Origin of the sequence: Streptomyces sp. 1331.2 (assembly GCF_900199205.1) — a bacterium.
Taxonomy (GTDB): domain Bacteria; phylum Actinomycetota; class Actinomycetes; order Streptomycetales; family Streptomycetaceae; genus Kitasatospora.
Window position 1 is genome coordinate 3,017,900 of sequence record NZ_OBMJ01000001.1, and the last position, 16,071, is coordinate 3,033,970.

12 protein-coding genes are annotated in these 16,071 nt (G+C 71.5%); 1 reads left to right on the plus strand and 11 read right to left on the minus strand.

Going from position 1 to position 16,071, the window contains the following annotated elements:
• Positions 1 to 109 precede the first annotated feature (109 nt).
• The 4 genes from CRP52_RS12700 to CRP52_RS38175 form a co-directional block, all read right to left on the minus strand.
• On the minus strand, positions 110 to 1,336 hold the full coding sequence (locus CRP52_RS12700; protein WP_257032438.1) for a S8 family serine peptidase: 1,227 nt from the start codon (positions 1,334 to 1,336) through the stop codon (positions 110 to 112).
• 169 nt (positions 1,337 to 1,505) lie between these two features.
• Positions 1,506 to 2,834 carry a S8 family serine peptidase gene (locus CRP52_RS12705; protein ID WP_257032439.1) on the minus strand — a complete coding sequence of 443 codons (1,329 nt, stop codon included), beginning with the start codon at positions 2,832 to 2,834 and terminating at the stop codon, positions 1,506 to 1,508.
• A 127-nt stretch (positions 2,835 to 2,961) separates the two neighbouring features.
• Positions 2,962 to 4,602, minus strand: a complete 1,641-nt coding sequence (locus tag CRP52_RS12710) for a WXG100 family type VII secretion target (RefSeq protein ID WP_143685719.1) — start codon at positions 4,600 to 4,602, stop codon at positions 2,962 to 2,964.
• Between the two features lie 44 nt (positions 4,603 to 4,646).
• Positions 4,647 to 5,138: a hypothetical protein gene (locus tag CRP52_RS38175; RefSeq protein ID WP_179852779.1), complete on the minus strand. Its 492-nt coding sequence runs from the start codon at positions 5,136 to 5,138 to the stop codon at positions 4,647 to 4,649.
• Between the two features lie 599 nt (positions 5,139 to 5,737).
• Between CRP52_RS38175 and CRP52_RS12720 the strand changes: the two genes are divergently transcribed.
• The gene (locus CRP52_RS12720; protein ID WP_101948182.1) at positions 5,738 to 7,753 is read left to right on the plus strand and encodes an FUSC family protein; all 2,016 of its coding nucleotides are present in this window, start codon (positions 5,738 to 5,740) and stop codon (positions 7,751 to 7,753) included.
• Between the two features lie 28 nt (positions 7,754 to 7,781).
• On the opposite strand, the gene CRP52_RS12725 is transcribed toward CRP52_RS12720, so the two are convergent.
• The 7 genes from CRP52_RS12725 to rsmI form a co-directional block, all read right to left on the minus strand.
• On the minus strand, positions 7,782 to 9,617 hold the full coding sequence (locus CRP52_RS12725; RefSeq protein WP_097236506.1) for an ABC-F family ATP-binding cassette domain-containing protein: 1,836 nt from the start codon (positions 9,615 to 9,617) through the stop codon (positions 7,782 to 7,784).
• A 226-nt stretch (positions 9,618 to 9,843) separates the two neighbouring features.
• Positions 9,844 to 10,761, minus strand: a complete 918-nt coding sequence (locus CRP52_RS12730) for a 4-(cytidine 5'-diphospho)-2-C-methyl-D-erythritol kinase (protein ID WP_097236507.1) — start codon at positions 10,759 to 10,761, stop codon at positions 9,844 to 9,846.
• Complete coding sequence (rsmA, locus tag CRP52_RS12735) at positions 10,758 to 11,675, minus strand: 16S rRNA (adenine(1518)-N(6)/adenine(1519)-N(6))-dimethyltransferase RsmA (RefSeq protein ID WP_097236508.1); 918 nt, start codon at positions 11,673 to 11,675, stop codon at positions 10,758 to 10,760. Before rsmA ends, CRP52_RS12730 begins: the two co-directional genes overlap by 4 nt.
• Before the next feature lie 134 nt (positions 11,676 to 11,809).
• Positions 11,810 to 12,688 carry a TatD family hydrolase gene (locus tag CRP52_RS12740; protein WP_097236509.1) on the minus strand — a complete coding sequence of 293 codons (879 nt, stop codon included), beginning with the start codon at positions 12,686 to 12,688 and terminating at the stop codon, positions 11,810 to 11,812.
• Positions 12,688 to 14,307 carry a methionine--tRNA ligase gene (gene metG / locus CRP52_RS12745; protein ID WP_097236510.1) on the minus strand — a complete coding sequence of 540 codons (1,620 nt, stop codon included), beginning with the start codon at positions 14,305 to 14,307 and terminating at the stop codon, positions 12,688 to 12,690. Before metG ends, CRP52_RS12740 begins: the two co-directional genes overlap by 1 nt.
• A gap of 144 nt (positions 14,308 to 14,451) precedes the next feature.
• Entirely contained in the window at positions 14,452 to 14,877 is a 426-nt protein-coding gene (locus CRP52_RS38180; RefSeq protein WP_179852780.1) for a hypothetical protein, read from the minus strand.
• 328 nt (positions 14,878 to 15,205) lie between these two features.
• A complete protein-coding gene (rsmI, locus tag CRP52_RS12755; protein WP_097236511.1) occupies positions 15,206 to 16,063 on the minus strand; it encodes a 16S rRNA (cytidine(1402)-2'-O)-methyltransferase in 858 nt (285 codons plus the stop codon).
• Between the last annotated feature and the right edge of the window lie 8 nt (positions 16,064 to 16,071).

The following is a 16,071-nucleotide window of genomic DNA, read 5'->3' on the forward strand; positions in this document are numbered from 1 at the left end:
ACCCGGCGCCCCCTACCGCCGCCGCACCACCACGACCACCGGTACCGAGCCACCCGCCCCCGCTCGGCCACACCAGCCGGGGCGCCGTTACCGCCATGGAACGCTCGAACTACCTCGCGTACGGATTGTCCTCCGGCGGCACCGGCGGCTGGTACGACGGCGGCAACGGCTGCTGCGGCGGCACCGGCGGAACGGCGACCTCAGGCTGCACGGCCGACTTCCGCCGCCGCACCACCACGAACACCACACCGGCCACCAACACCAACCCGGCCACCACACCCGCCACGATCGGCAGCGAACTGCCCGACCCGGACGACGAATCAGCCTTCGGCTGCACCGGCGGCGCACCCACCGCGACATCGGTCGGACTCCCGGCCGCACTCGGTACCGACGACACGGGCGCGGACGCACTCGCCGAAGCCGAACCCGACGGAGCCGCCGACGGCAGAACCGCATCAGCCGGCAGCGGCGACACACCCGCCGGACCGGGATCGCCGGGATCCGTCAGCGCGACCCGAGGCCGAACCGCCCCCCACCCCGCATCATCCGTACGCTTGTCCCCACCGTTCGGCCTGCCCGCGGTGTTGATGAGCACCCGCAGAACCTGATTCGCCGTCCAGTCCTTGTGAACCGCCCAAACCAGCGCAGCCGAAGCGGAAACCAAAGCCGCCGCGTCCGACGTTCCATGGCTCTTGCAGTATTCCGTTTCCGAGGTACAACCCGCGAGAATTTCATCGCCCGGAGCAACCAGGGCAACGTGAGGTCCGGTTTCCGATTCAGCCGTAACGGTTCCCTGTCGGTCGATGGCCCCCACTCCGACTACGTTGGGCAGCCCACCCGGGTACGACAGCAGGTTTCCGGACTGCGCCTTATTTCCGACACTGGATACGACCAGGACACCCTTGGATCGCGCAGCAGCAAGAATCCTGTCCAGTTTATCCACATCACTCGGCATGGCCGTCACTGCAGCAATGCCCTGCGAGATGTTGATGACCTTCGCCCCTTGGTCTACGGCATAGTTGACAGCCTGTCCGATCTGGTCCAGGAAGTCGGCCGAAACGAGGGCACCGACAGACCCATTGTTGATCTTGAGTGGGAGGATCTTGGCTCCGGGCGCCAGACCGTAGGCGCCTGTTCCGCCCACGCCTTTGCCAGTACCCGCAATCAAGCTGGACATCTCCGTACCGTGTCCGTCGCCGAAGGTCCCCACCCCGCCGGGACTACCGCTGAAATCCTTGCCTGGCAGGAACTGTCCGACCAGGTCAGGATGGTCCAGTCGAAAGCCTCCGTCGATCACCGCGACAGTGACGCCCTGCCCTGTCGAGGTCTTCCACATCTCGGGAGCATGCATGGCGTCCAGGTGCCATTGCCGTGCGCGAACCGTCTCGTCCGCAGCCGCCGGCCCCGCCAATGCCCCCGCCACCCACAGACTCGCCACCCCAACGGCCACAAACCGCCGAGTCCAACGGTTCCCCACCCGATCCCCCACCACAGAAGCGCCCCTACTACCTCGCGTACGGATTGTCCTCCGGCGGCACCGGCGGCTGGTACGACGGCGGCATCGGCTGATGCGGCGGCACCAGCGGAACAGCGGCCTCAGGCTGCACGGCCGACTTCCGCCGCCGCACCAGCACGAACACCACGCCGGCCACCAGCACCAACCCGGCAAGGACGCCCGCCACGATCGGCGCCGAACTACTCGACCCTGCCTTGGGCTCCACGGGCGGCGCACCCACCGCGACATCGGTCGGGCTCCCGGCCGCACTCGGCGCCGACGACACGGGCGCGGACGCACTCGCCGAAGCAGACGGAGCCGCCGACGGCGAAACCGCATCTGCCGGCAGCGGCGACACACCCGCCGGACCGGGATCGCCGGGATCCGTCAGCGCGACCCGAGGCCGAACCGCCCCCCACCCCGCACCGTCCGTGCGGCCGTCCCCACCATTCGACCGGCCAGCGGTGTTGATCAGCACCCGCAGAACCTGATTCGCCGTCCAGTCCTTGTGAACCGCCCAAACCAGCGCCGCCGAAGCGGAGACCAGGGCAGTCGCATCGGAGGTGCCATGGCTCTTGCAATAGCCGGTGGACGCCGTACAAGCAGCAATCACATCCATGCCAGGGGCCACGAGAGCGACCTGCGGCCCACGCTCGGACTCATCCGTCACGGTTCCGTTCCGGTCAACAGCCCCGACGCCGACCACATTCGGCAGACCACCCGGATACTCGACAATATTGCCCTGCTGCGCAGAATTCCCGACACTGGCGACCACGAGGACGCCCTTCGCGCGCGCATTTGCAAGGATTCGATTTATCTTGGCCACATCGTCTGACGTGGCGGTAACCGCAGATGTGCCCTGCGAAATGCTGATGACCTTCGCACCCTGGTCAACCGCATAGCTGATCGCCTGGCCGATCTGATCGAGGAATTCGGCCGTGATGACAGTACCCTCAGATCCACTATTGATCTTCAGAGGTAGAACCTTCACACCAGGCGCAAGGCCGTAGGCGCCGTTCCCGGCTCGGTTCCTGCCCGTGCCTGCGATGAGGCTAGCCATTTCGGTGCCATGGCCGTTGCGGTCTACGCCCAAGCCACTGGAGCCACCGCTGAAATCCTTTCCCGGAAGAAACTGCCCGACCAGGTCCGGATGATCCAGTTTGAATCCTCCGTCGATGACCGCGACAGTGATTCCCTCGCCCTTCGAGACCTTCCACATCTCAGGGGCGTGCATGGCATCCAGGTGCCATTGATCAGCGCGGATCGAATCATCGGCAACCGCAGGCCCAGCAACCGGACCAGCAAGAATTCCTGCAGCCAGGAGCGCGGCTGAAAGCATCCGCCACCGACCTTGCTTCCGCCCCATCACAACTCCTCGTCAATCTGTCCACCCGACCGGGAAGCGTGCCCCGAACAAGCCTGCCCGGCCACTGGGAGAGCCCAGTGGCCGGGCAGTCGTTGCCGTCCTACTCAACCACGTCCGGGTTGCTCTGCGGCGTACCGCTGGTCCAGGTCTCCTCGTCCTCGTGGAGGTAGTCGGCCCGCTTGCGGCGGTCGCGTTCGTTGCGGCCTCCGTGGCCCGCCGCTCCGGGGGCCATCATGCCGTTCTGCCTGGACCGGGAACCGCCCTCCGCAGCTCCTGCCGCGGCCGCGCGGTTGCGCAGGCCCGTGCCGCCGGGCGTGAACTCCCCGCCGACGGCCGGTCCCTTGCGGCCGCCGACCGTGCCACCGCTGGTCGAGGACAGACCCCGGCCACGCCCACCACCGCCGGAACCGACGGCTCCACCGCCATGCCCACCCATGCCGGGCTGCATGCCCATGCCGTTGGGCCCGCCGGCCCGGCCACCGCCGGGCCCCGCCTCGCGTCCGCCGAAGACCGTCCCGCTGGGCAGACCCGGGGTGCCGTTCTTCCCGGGGATCTGGCCGCCGCCGAAGGGAGCCGGACGGGGGGTGAAGCTACCGCCCTTGCCGGGCTGGTATCCGCCGCCACCGCCCTTGGCCTGCACCGAACCACCGCCGGGCCCGACCGGGAATCCGGGGACCGGGCCACCACCGGGGACACCAGGACCGCCGCCGGGCCCGTTGGGGCCGCTCGGGTAGACGGGTGTGGCGGTCGGACCACCGGTCGGCAGCGGGCCGCCTCCGGGACCGTACGGACCGGTCTGGGTCGGGAGGGTCGGCACACTGTCCAGCCCCGTGCCGGGACGATTGACCGGGTCCGAGGGGTGGGACGGCGGGACGGAACCCGGGTCCTGCGGGTTGGGGGGAACCTGGCCACCACCGTGCGGAGGAATGGGGGTGGTGTGCCCCGGCCCGGACGGCCCGGTGGAACCCGACCCCGGGTTCTGCGGCGCGACCGACCCGCCGCCGTAGCTGCCTCCACCGGACGGGCTGTAGCTGCCTCCGACGCTCCCGCCACCCGTACGAGGGCTACGGACGGAGCCGCTGTAGCCGCCGCCTCCGGAGCCTCCGTACTCCGTACTGGATGCCCTTGCCTTGTCATCCCCAGGCGTCCCCGGCAACGTCACGTCCTCGGGAATCCCGTTCAGCGTCGTCGTCGCCGCACTGTAAGCCTGGGCCAGGTTCACCACCTGATGGCTGGCTTCCTGGTGCTCCTTCTCGACCGTCGCCTTGGCCTGGTCGTACTCCGCCTTGCTCACCCAGCCGGAGCCCGGAACGGTCTTCATGTAATCGTCGACCGACTGACCGACGGCGAGCTTGGCCTGCACTCCGGCGGGAGTGGCCTGCCCCTCGTACTTGGCGACCACCTTCATCGCTTCCGTGGGAACCGGGGGCATCGCGACCTTGGCCGTGCTGAGTGCTTCACCGGCCTGGGTCATCGCACCGCCGGCGGTCGCCGAGTGCTGACCGATGATCGCCGCGGACTTGTACAGGTTTCCGACCCAGGCCTTGAAGTTCTCGGCCGCCGGGCCTTCCCAGTGGACCTGGCCGAGGTGCCCCTGCAGTGCCGTGCTGAGCTCGGTCAGAACACGACCGGCGTCCTGGAGCTGACCGGCTCGCTTCAACACCAAGTCCGGCTGCGTCGACACGACGAACTCCCTGAGTTCGGCGTGCTCCATGTCGTGGTACTTCGATTCTCCTGCCATGACCTGCTTCCCCGTCTCCCCGTGAGTCTCTCCCCGCAACGCCGTCAGAGGGTCGTCTTTTCCTTCGTCGTCGTCGGGCTGACCCCCGCGTTCTTCGCGACCGCGTTCTGATCGGCCGTCGTGTTGTCCTCGTTGGTCGAGTAGGTGCCCGCGGTCTTCGTGACCGCGTTCTGCATCGCCTCGATTTGGGCCTTGAAGTCCTTGTGGAACTTCACGAGCTGCGAGTGGACCTTGCCGTAGGCAGTGGTCAGAGCCACCGCCTCGGTGAACGATCCGGGATTGCCCCCGCTGACGAAGCTCGTCTGGGTCAGCTTCTGCTCTTCGAGCTTGTACGGCGCGGCCGCCGAGCCCTCCATCGCGGCGAGCAGCGCCTCGACCTTGGCAGCGAAGGCGGAGAGCGTCTGCAGCTCCACCTTGACGTCCTGCTTGCCGAAGGCCGCCACCAGGTCGTTGGCGCTGACGTTCGTCTGCGCGGTGCTGACGACGGGGGCGATGTTGATCGCGCCCCACGGCAACGGGATCTTCTTGTCCAGCATGAACGGCGTCGCGTCACCCGTCAGCCCCTGGGCGTTCGTGCCGTCCCCCGAGGAGCTGGGCGCGGGGCTGGAGGAGGGGGCCGGACTCGCCGACGGGCTCGGCGTGGCGCTCGCCGACGGGCTGGGGGCGGGGCTCGGTGAAGGGCTCGGGGACGCGCTGGGCGTGGGTGTCCCCGACGAGCTCGGCGATGGGCTCGGGGACGGACTCGCCGAAGGACTTGCCGAAGGGGTCGGCGTCCCCGAACCCGATGCGCTATTTCCTGCCATAGCAGTTCACCTCTCCCCCGTTCGGCCGGCCGCCGCCCCGGGGGGTGTCCCCGGGTGGTGCCGTGCCGCAACACACCGTCAACTTGTGGGTCGTGCCGTCGTCGTACCGTCTTGGTCGGCGAACCGTCCACCCTGAGGGCGGTTTTCGCCTCCGTCATCGTAGCCACCGCCTCTGTCGGCCGGGCAGGGCCCTTGGTCTGCCCGTACGCGATCGGTACGAACCCGACACGTACAACTCCCTACCCGCCCCTGGGTAGACTGCCCGGGTACGCCCCATCTGCCGCGCAATGTCGCACAGCAGCGACCCAAGGCCGCAGAACGGACGTGACCGCATGCCTTCCTCCGACGCCGCCTCCTGGTGGGCCCGCGCCGTACGGCCCGAGCGGCCGCCGTTGCCGTTGGCGCTGATGGTCCGGGCCGCGGTGGGGATGGCGGTGCCGCTGGCGGCGGGCCTGCTGCTGCACCGGCTGGATCTGGGGGTGTTCGCGGGCCTGGGTGCGATGCACGCGACGATGAACGACCGGGCTGAGCCGTCACGGTTGCGGGCGGCCCGGATCGGGACGGCCGTGCTCGCCTCCGCGCTCGGCATGCTGGTCGGTACGGCCCTGCAGCGCGCCGACGCGAACGGCCTGGCCCTCGGTGCGGCGTTGACGTCCACCGCCTTCGTCTCCGGCGCCTTGAGTGCGACGGGTCCGCGGGGTTCGGCGGCCGGGATGCTGCTGCTGGTGTCGGCGGCGCTGGGCAGTGGGATGCCGCTGCCGCACCCGTGGTGGGCGGCGGCGCCGATGATGCTCGTGGGCGCGGCGTTCGTGGTGCTGCTCGGGCTGCCGGCGGGTGTGCCGAGCCGGCCCGCCGCCGATCCGCGGGTCCGGGCGCTCGCGGCCGCGTACGACGCGCTCGGCCGTACGCTCGCCGACCTGGGCACCTCACGGGCGGCCGGCTCGCGCCAGGTGCTGACGGCCCGTCTGAACCAGCTCCAGGACCTCCTCCCGAACCGAACCGGAACCCGAACTCGGAGCCGGAACCGGAACCAGCACCAGACGCGGAGCCAGGACCAGTACGAAGCCGCCCTCGCCGCCACCGAGGCGGCGACCGGCCTGCTGTGGGCCCGTCGTGCCGTCCCGCCCGAGGTAGCCGCGGTGCCGCACCGCCTCGCGGCCGCCGTACGGCAGGGGGGCGGCGAGGTCGCCATGCCGGACTGGCAGCCGGACACGCCCTCGCGGCAGGCCCTGGACGTGGCGCTGCGCGCCGCCGCCGACACGGTGGCGGGCCGGGAGGCGCGGCTCGGCACGGCGCCCGTGCCCCCGCCCGACCCCTGGCGGCTGCGGGTGCGGCTGCTGTCCCGGGGCTCGGTGCGGTACGGGCTGCGCGTGGCGTTGTGCATCGCGGTCGGCTCGGCGGTCACCGCCAACTTCCCGCTCAGCAAGAGCTACTGGGTGCCGATGACGATCGCCTTCGTGCTCAAGCCGGACCTCGGCTCGGTGTTCCTGCGCGCGGTGAGCCGTTCGATCGGCACGGTGCTCGGGGTGGCGGTCACGGCGGCGCTGCTCGTGCTGACCACCGAGGAGTGGGCGCTGACCGCGATCGCCGCGCTGTGCGTGGCCCTGCTCCCGTACGCGACGGCGGCACACTACGGGTTGAACACCGTCGCGATGACGCCGATGGCGCTGGTCCTGCTCCAGTTGGGCGGCCAGAGCAGCGCGGCGGAGTTCTGGCCACGGGTCCTGGACACCGTCCTGGCCAGCGCGATCGTGCTGCTCTTCGGCTATCTGCTGTGGCCCGAGCGGCCGCGCCACCGGATCGAGCCCCGGCTGGTGGACGCGACGGGGGCGCTACGGGCCTACCTGGACGCCGTCACCGCCACGCGCACGCGCCCCGGAGACAACCTGAGCCCCGGAAACAACCGGAGCCCCGAAATCAGCCAGAGCCCCGACAGCAGCACAGGCCGCACCGACCGCGCCGAGGTGTGGCTGCGCCGCACCGCCTACCGCTCGCTGGCGGAGGCCCGCCAGGAGGTGCGGCAGGGCCTGGCCGAGCCGCCGCCGACAGGGCGGCTCGCGGAGCAGTGGCTGCCGGCGACGGCGGCGCTGGAGCGGCTGGGCGGCGCGGTGGCGGCGTTCGCGGCGCAGATCCGGTACGGCGGCCGAGTGCCGGACCCGGACGAGGTCGACCGGGTCCGCCGCGCGCTGGACGAACTGACCGTCGCCGCCCGCGCCCACCGCCCACCGAGTGCTCCGACGGGCAGCACGACCGTCTCGGTCGACCGTCCGACCGAGCCGCACGACCCCACGCGCAGCGCGCTGGGCCGTGCGGCGGACGAACTCGAAGCGCTCCTCACCAACGGCTAGCGAACCAGCCGACCCGACTCGCTTCGACTCACACCTGCTCCGCCAGCTCCAACCAGCTCATCTCCAGCTCCTCCTTCTCCTCCCGGACCGCGCGCAGCTGCCCGTCCAGCTCCGCGACCTTGGAGAAGTCGGCGGCGTGCTCGGCGAGTTGGGTGTGCAGCTTGGACTCCTTCTCGTCCAGCTTGGCGATCTGCCGCTCCAGCTTCTGCATCTCCTTCTTCGCCGCCCGCAGGTCCCCGCCAGTCAGCCCCGACCCGGCCGCGCCGGCCGCCGCCGCCGAGGCGGCAGCGGCACCGGAAGCAGCGGCGGCGGCGGAAGCCGCCTCCGCAGCCATCCGGGCCCGCCGCTCCAGGTACTCGTCGACGCCGTTCGGCAGCATCCGCATCTTCTTGTCGCCGAGCAGCGCGTGGACGACGTCCGTGGTGCGCTCGATGAAGAAGCGGTCGTGGCTGATGACGATCATCGAGCCGGGCCAGCCGTCGAGCAGGTCCTCCAGCTGGTTCAGCGTCTCGATGTCCAGGTCGTTCGTCGGCTCGTCCAGGAACAGGACGTTGGGCTCGTCCATGAGCAGCCGCAGCAGCTGGAGGCGGCGGCGCTCGCCACCGGAGAGGTCACCGACCGGCGTCCACTGCTTGTCCTTGCCGAAGCCGAACTGCTCGCACAGCTGCCCGGCGCTCATCTCCCGGCCCTTGCCGAGGTCGACTCGCGAGCGGACCTGCTCGACGGCCTGCAGCACCCGGATCTCCGGGTCCAGTTCGGCGATCTCCTGCGACAGGTAGGCGAGCCGTACGGTCTTGCCGACCTTGATGATCCCGGAGGCGGGCTGCACGTCGCCCTCGCTGGTGTACGCGTCGCGCAGGGCGCGCAGCAGCGAGGTCTTGCCGGCGCCGTTGACGCCGAGCAGGCCGATCCGGTCGCCGGGGCCGAGCTGCCAGGTGAGGTTCTCCAGGAGCAGCTTGGGGCCGGCCTTGACGGTCACGCCCTCCAGGTCGAAGACGGTCTTGCCGAGCCGGGCGTTGGCGAACTTCATCAGTTCGGACTTGTCGCGCGGTTCCGGCACGTCGGCGATCAGCGCGTTGGCGGCCTCGATGCGGTAGCGCGGCTTGGAGGTACGGGCGGGGGCGCCGCGGCGCAGCCAGGCGAGTTCCTTGCGGGCGAGGTTCTGGCGCTTCTGCTCCTCGACGGCTTCGACCCGGGTGCGCTCGGCGCGGGCGAAGACGTAGTCGGAGTAGCCGCCCTCGTACTCGTGGACGGTGCCGTGCTGGACGTCCCACATCCGGGTGCAGACCTGGTCGAGGAACCAGCGGTCGTGGGTGACGCAGACCAGCGCGGAGCGGCGCTTCTGGAGGTGCTGGGCGAGCCAGTTGATGCCCTCGACGTCGAGGTGGTTGGTGGGCTCGTCCAGGATGATGAGGTCGGGCGAGCCGAGCAGCAGCTTGGCGAGGGCGATCCGGCGGCGTTCGCCACCGGAGAGCGGGCCGATGACGGTGTCCAGGCCGTCGGCGAAGCCGGGGAGGTCGAGGCCGCCGAAGAGGCCTTCGATGATGTCGCGGATGCGGGCGTCGCCGAGCCATTCGTGGTCGGCCCGGTCGGCGATGACCTCGTGCCGGATGGTGGCGTTCGGGTCGAGCGAGTCGTGCTGGGTGAGGACGGCCGGCTGCAGGTTGCCGCTCCAGGTGATCCGGCCGCCGTCGGGCTCCTCCAGCTTGGCGAGCATCCGGATCAGGGTGGTCTTGCCGTCGCCGTTGCGTCCGACGACTCCGATCCGGTCGCCTTCGCTGACGCCGAGGCTGACCGCGTCCAGCAGGGTGCGGGTGCCGTAGACCTTCGTGACGGACTCGATGGTGGCGAGGTTGACGGCCACGTGTGCTGCGCTCCTGGGATCGGCGGTCGCGGGGCGGACGACCGGCCCCGTCTCGGGGACACCCCGATCTCCCCAGCCTAATGGGCTCGCGGCGACGGCCTCACCGCGCTCCCGGGGAGCGCGCCGGGCCACGACGGGGAGCGAGCCGGGCCACCACGGGGAGCCCGGCCACCAGGTGAAGCCCGGGACGCCGCAGCAGGCCGAGGGACGCCGAGGGACGCCCCGCCTACGCCACGACCGAAGCCCCCGGCACCGGCCCGTACGTGACGTGCGCCGTCCGGCAGGTTCCGGAGGCCCGCAGCGCCTCGGCGACGGCAGCGGCCGCGTCGGCGTCCTTGGCGAGGAAGGCGCAGGTCGGCCCGGAGCCGGAGACGAGTGCCCCGAGCGCGCCGGCCTCGGTGCCGGCCCGCAGGGTGTCCGCGAGCGCGGGGCGCAGCGAGAGGGCGGCGGACTGGAGGTCGTTGGCGAGTGCGGCGGCCAGGGCGACGGCATCGCCCTCGGCGAGTGCCGCGAGCAGCGCCGGGTCGGCGTCGGGGGTGGGGACGTCGGTGTCGCTGGAGCCGGTGCCGGCTTCCTCGCGCAGCCGGTCGCACTCGCGGAAGACGGCAGGGGTGGACAGGCCGCCGTCGGCGACCGCGAAGACCCAGTGGAAGGTGCCCTCGACGGCCAGCGGGTCCAGGATCTCGCCCCGGCCGCGGCCCAGCGCGACGCCGCCGAGCAGGGCGAACGGCACATCCGACCCGAGCTCGGCGGCCAGCTCCAACAGGGTCTCGACCGAGGTGTCGAGCTGCCACAGCGCGTCGCAGGCGACCAGGGCTGCCGCGCCGTCGGCGCTGCCGCCGGCCATGCCGCCGGCCACCGGGATGGCCTTGGCGATGTGCAGGTGCACGCCGGGGTCGGCGATGCCGTGGTGGGCGGCGAGCAGCCGGGCGGCGCGGGCGGCGAGGTTGCTGTCGTCGAGCGGGACGACGGCGGCGTCCGGTCCGGTGCAGGAGAGCGTGACGCCCTCCCCTGCCGTCGCGGTGACCTCGTCACCGAGGGCGACGGCGAAGAAGACGTTGGCCAGGTCGTGGAAACCGTCGGCACGCAGTCCGCCGACGCCGAGCTGGACGTTGACCTTGGCCGGGACCCGTACGGTGATCACTCACTGTCCTTCGCGGGCTTGCGCTCGGGCTTGCGCTCGGGCTTGTGCTCGGGCTTGTGCTCGGCGATCGCGGCGAACTGCTCCACCGTCAGCATCTCGCCGCGCAGCTTGTGGTCGATCCCGGCAGCGGCGAGGGCCTGCTCGGCGCCGGCGGGGGAGCCGGCCCAGCCGGCCAGGGCGGCACGCAGGGTCTTGCGCCGCTGGGCGAACGCGGCGTCGACCACCGCGAACACCTCCTCGCGGCTGGCGGTGGTCTTCGGGGGCTCGCGGCGGATCAGCGAGACCAGCCCGGAGTCGACGTTGGGGGCGGGCCAGAACACGTTCCGCCCGATGGCACCGGCCCGCTTCACCTCGGCGTACCAGTTGGCCTTGACCGACGGGACGCCGTACACCTTGTTGCCGGGCTTGGCGGCGAGCCGGTCGGCGACCTCGCTCTGCACCATCACCAAGGTCCGCTCGATGCTGGGGAAGGTCGCCAGCATGTGCAGCAGGACGGGCACGGCCACGTTGTACGGGAGGTTGGCGACCAGCGCGGTGGGGGCCGGCCCGGGCAGCTCGGTGACCTCCATGGCGTCACTGAACACCAGGTCGAAGCTGTCCGCCTTGCCGGGCATCCGGGCCGCGACGGTGTCCGGCAGGTGCTGTGCGAGCACCGGGTCGATCTCGACGGCGGTGACGTGCTTCGCCACCTCCAGCAGCGCGAGCGTCAGCGACCCGAGCCCGGGCCCGACCTCGACGACCGCGTCCTCCCCGGTCACGCCGCCCGCCCGGACGATCCGCCGCACGGTGTTGCCGTCGATGACGAAGTTCTGCCCGCGCTGCTTGGTCGGCTTCACGCCGAACGCGGCCGCCAGCTCGCGGATGTCGGCGGCGCCCAGCAGGTGGCTGTCAGGGGTGGGGTCGGTGGTGCTCACGCGCCAAGGATACGGGCGCGGGCGGGGCTCAGAGTTCGACCAGGGCCGCCAGGTCGATCTCCACCGGGTACGGCACCGAAGTGCGGAGCACTCCCTCGTGCTGCGCGACGGGCAGGCCCTGGGTGCCGGGTAGATCAGTACCCGAAGGCCCGCGCCGTGTTCTCCGCGATGGCCGTCGACAGCTCGTCCTCGTGCAGCCCCAGGGTGGCGGCCATCGAGCGCACCGTGACCGGGATCAGGTACGGGGCGTTGGGCCGGCCGCGGTAGGGGTGCGGGGTGAGGAAGGGGGCGTCGGTCTCGACCAGGATGCGGTCGAGCGGGGTGGCGAGCAGGGCGTCCCGCAGCGGCTGGTTGGCCTTGAAGGTGACCGGGCCTGCGAAGGAGAGGTACCAGCCGTGCTCGGCGCAGGTCTTGGCCATCGTGGCGTCGCCGGAGTAGCAGTGGAAGACGGTCCGCTCGGGGGCGCCCTCCTCCAGCAGGACGGCGATGACGTCCTCGTGGGCGTCCCGGTCGTGGATGACCAGGGCCTTGCCGTGCCGCTTGGCCATCTCGATGTGGCGGCGGAACGACTCCTTCTGGATCTCCACGCCCTCGGGCCCGGTCCGGAAGTAGTCCAGTCCGGTCTCGCCGACGGCCCGGACCTGCGGCAGGGCGGCGAGCCGGTCGATCTCGGCGAGGGCTTCGTCGAGTGCGGCGGCGCCGCCGGCCTTGCGCTGCTGTCCGGACCAGCCGTCCGCGTCGCCGAGGAAGATCCGCGGCGCCTCGTTGGGGTGCAGAGCGACGGCCGCGTGCACCTGCTCGTACTGGGCCGCCAGGTCGGCGGCCCAGCGCGAGCCGGGCACGTCGCAGCCCACCTGGACGACCGTGGTGACGCCGACCGAGGCGGCCCGGGCCAGGCCCTCGGCCGGGGTACCGGACTGCATGTCGAGGTGGGTGTGCGAGTCGGCCACCGCCACTGCCAGGGGTTCCGGCAGCGGCGGCGGGGTCGACCGGTCGTCGTCCTTGGCGGCCATCAGGCGGCGGGCTTCTCTTCGAGGCGCGGGAAGAGGATCTCGCCCTTGGTGACGGTGACGCCGGCGGGCAGCCGGCCCCAGTCGGCGACGGTGGCGACGGTCTGCGCGGACAGCGCACCCAGCTCGGCCTCGGCGCCCAGGGAGGCCCACAGCTTCTCGGCGGTGGACGGCATCACCGGGTTGAGCAGGACGGCGGTGGCGCGCAGCGACTCGGCGGCGGCGTAGAGGATGGTCGCGAGGCGCGCCCGGCCCTCCTCCGACTCGTCCTTGGCGACCTTCCAGGGCTCCTGCTCGGTGATGTAGCCGTTGACCTGCTTGACGAACTCGAAGATCGCCGCGAGGCCGCCGGCGAAGTCCAGCTCCTCGCCGATCTTCCGGTCGGCCGCCTCGACGGCCTTGGCCAGCCCGTCCTTCAGGGCCTGCTCGGCCTCGCCGTCGGCCGTGGCGGCCGGCAGCACGCCGCCGAAGTACTTGCCGACCATCGCGGCGGCCCGGGAGGCGAGGTTGCCGAAGTCGTTGGCGAGCTCGGAGGTGTAGCGGGCGCTGAAGTCCTCCCAGGAGAACGAGCCGTCCGTGCCGAACGGGATCGCCCGCAGGAAGTAGTAGCGGTAGGCGTCCACGCCGAAGTGCGAGGTCAGGTCGGTGGGCGCGATGCCGGTCAGGTTCGACTTGGACATCTTCTCGCCGCCGACCATCAGCCAGCCGTTGGCGACGACCCGCTTGGGCAGCGGCAGCCCGGCGGCCATCAGCATGGCGGGCCAGATGACGGCGTGGAAGCGCAGGATGTCCTTGCCGACCAGGTGCACGGAGGCGGGCCACAGCTCGGCGAAGCGCTCCGGGTCGCTGCCGTAGCCGGCCGCGGTGATGTAGTTCTGCAGCGCGTCCACCCACACGTAGAGGACGTGCTTCTCGTCCCAGGGCAGCGGCACGCCCCAGTTGAAGGTGGAGCGGGAGATCGAGAGGTCCTTCAGGTCCTGCTCGACGAAGCGCAGCACCTCGTTGCGGGCCGAGGCCGGCTGGATGAAGTCCGGGTTCGCGGCGTAGAACTCCAGCAGCTTGGGGCCGTACGCGGAGAGGCGGAAGAAGTAGTTCTCCTCCTCCAGCCACTCGACGGGCTTCTTGTGGACGGAGCAGAGCTTCTCGTCCGCGGTGGCGCCGTCGAGCAGTTCGGCCGGGAGCTTGAACTCCTCGCAGCCGACGCAGTAGGGGCCGGAGTAGCCGCCCTTGTAGATCTCGCCCTTGTCGTACAGGTCCTGGACGAACTCCTGCACCCGGTCGGTGTGGCGCTGCTGGGTGGTGCGGATGAAGTCGTCGTTGGCGATCTCCAGGTGCTCCCAGAGCGGCTTCCACGCCTCTTCGACCAGCTTGTCGCACCACTCCTGCGGGGTGACGCCGTTCGCCTCGGCGGTCCGCATGATCTTCTGACCGTGCTCGTCGGTGCCGGTCAGGTACCACACCTTCTCGCCGCGCTGGCGGTGCCAGCGGGTGAGGACGTCGCCCGCCACGGTGGTGTACGCGTGGCCCAGGTGCGGGCGATCGTTGACGTAGTAGATCGGGGTGGAAACGTAGTACGCCGGGGCGTTCGCCCCGGTGGTGCTGTGGTCTGCAGTGGCCGCCATGGTCGGAAAGCTTAGTCGGGCCCGCGGACCGCCCTCGACCGAGTTGTTTCCCGGCCGGGGGACGGTCCGTCCGGTCTCCTGCGGTCCGCCCGCGTCCTGCGGTGCGGGCCGGGTAACCGGGGCCCGCACCGGCAGCTGCGACCGTCAGCCCAGCAGCCGCGCCCAGAACCGGGCCCAGCGGCCGCGCGGCTCGGCGGGCGCGGGGGCCGGGACCGGCTCGGCCGGCTCCGCGTGCGCCGGGTAGCCGGGGGCGTGCTGCCAGGGCTGGTCGGCGGAGGCGACCCGGCCCTCGCGCATGATCCGGACGGTGTGGCCACCGCACCCCGGGCAGGTCGGCTTGAGCAGCGGGGACGGCACCCGGACGCCGTTGGCGTGGTACTCGAACACGACGTGCCCGTCGTTGGCCACGTGGTGCTCGATGTCGTACGCCTGCTCCCACCCGTACCCGCAGCGCAGGCAGGCGAAGGAGTAGGCCTCCCGTACGGTCTCGACGGGAGTGTGCGCCCGCCCGGCCAGGCCGGCGGTGCTCAGTGCGCTGCCATTGCGGGGGCTACCGATCGTCTCGCTCATAGCCGTCTCCCAGCGCCCGCCGGGCGCTCGCCCGGCTGGGTCTTTCCCTTTCAGGAAATGCCCGGACCGCCTCGGCCGACGCCCCACTTGTGAAGACTTGGATGCGGGTTGGGAAGTCCTATACGAAGGGCCTCCCGGGAGCCGAAAACCGCGACCGAAACTTCAGCTCAGCGGGCGTTTACCGGGGCCTTCCCTCAAAGGTACGACGCCCCGTGCGCGACGCAACCCCCCCGAATTCACCGCTCCTTCGGCCCCCGTCCAGGCCTTCCCCCAAGCGTCCCCCAGGCCTCCGTCCAGGCTTCCCCCGGGCCTTCCCGCACGTGTCCCCTCAGGCCTTCCCCAGGCCTTCCTTCTTCGCCGCCACCACCGCGTCGAAGACCTCCCGCTTGGGCAGCGAGAGTTCGACCGCGACGGCCGCGATGGCCTCCTTGCGCCGTTCCCCGGCCTCCTCCCGCAGGGCGACCAGCCGGGCCAGCTCGGCCGGGGTCAGCTCCTGCGGCGCGGCCGGCGGGGCGCCCGCGACCACGACGGTGATCTCGCCCTTGACGCCCTCCGCCGCCCAGGCGGCCAGCTCGCCGATCGGCCCGCGCTTGACCTCCTCGTAGGTCTTGGTGAGCTCGCGGCAGACGGCGGCCGGGCGCTCCGGCCCGAAGGCCTCGGCCATCGCGGCCAGGGCCTCGGCGATCCGGTGCGGCGCCTCGAAGAAGACCATGGTGCGCGGCTCGGCGGCGATGGAGGCGAGCTGCCGGGCGCGGTCGCCGGTCTTGCGCGGCAGGAAGCCCTCGAAGGTGAAGCGGTCGACGGGCAGGCCGGACAGGGCGAGCGCGGTGAGCACCGCGGACGGCCCGGGCACCGCGGTGACCTTGACCTCGGCCTCGACGGCCGCGGCGACCAGCCGGTAGCCGGGGTCGGACACCGAGGGCATGCCCGCGTCGGTGACCAGCAGCACCCGGGCGCCGCCGAGCAGCGCCTCGACCAGTTCGGGGGTGCGGCCCACCTCGTTGCCCTCGAAGTACGAGACGACGCGGCCGGCCGGGGTCACCCCGAGGGCCTGGGTGAGCCGGCGCAGCCGCCGGGTGTCCTCGGCCGCGATCACGTCGGCCGTGGCCAGTTCGTGGACCAGCCGGGGCGGGGCGTCCGAGACGTCGCCGATGGGGGTGCCTGCGAGAACGAGTACTCCTGTCACGGGCCCCA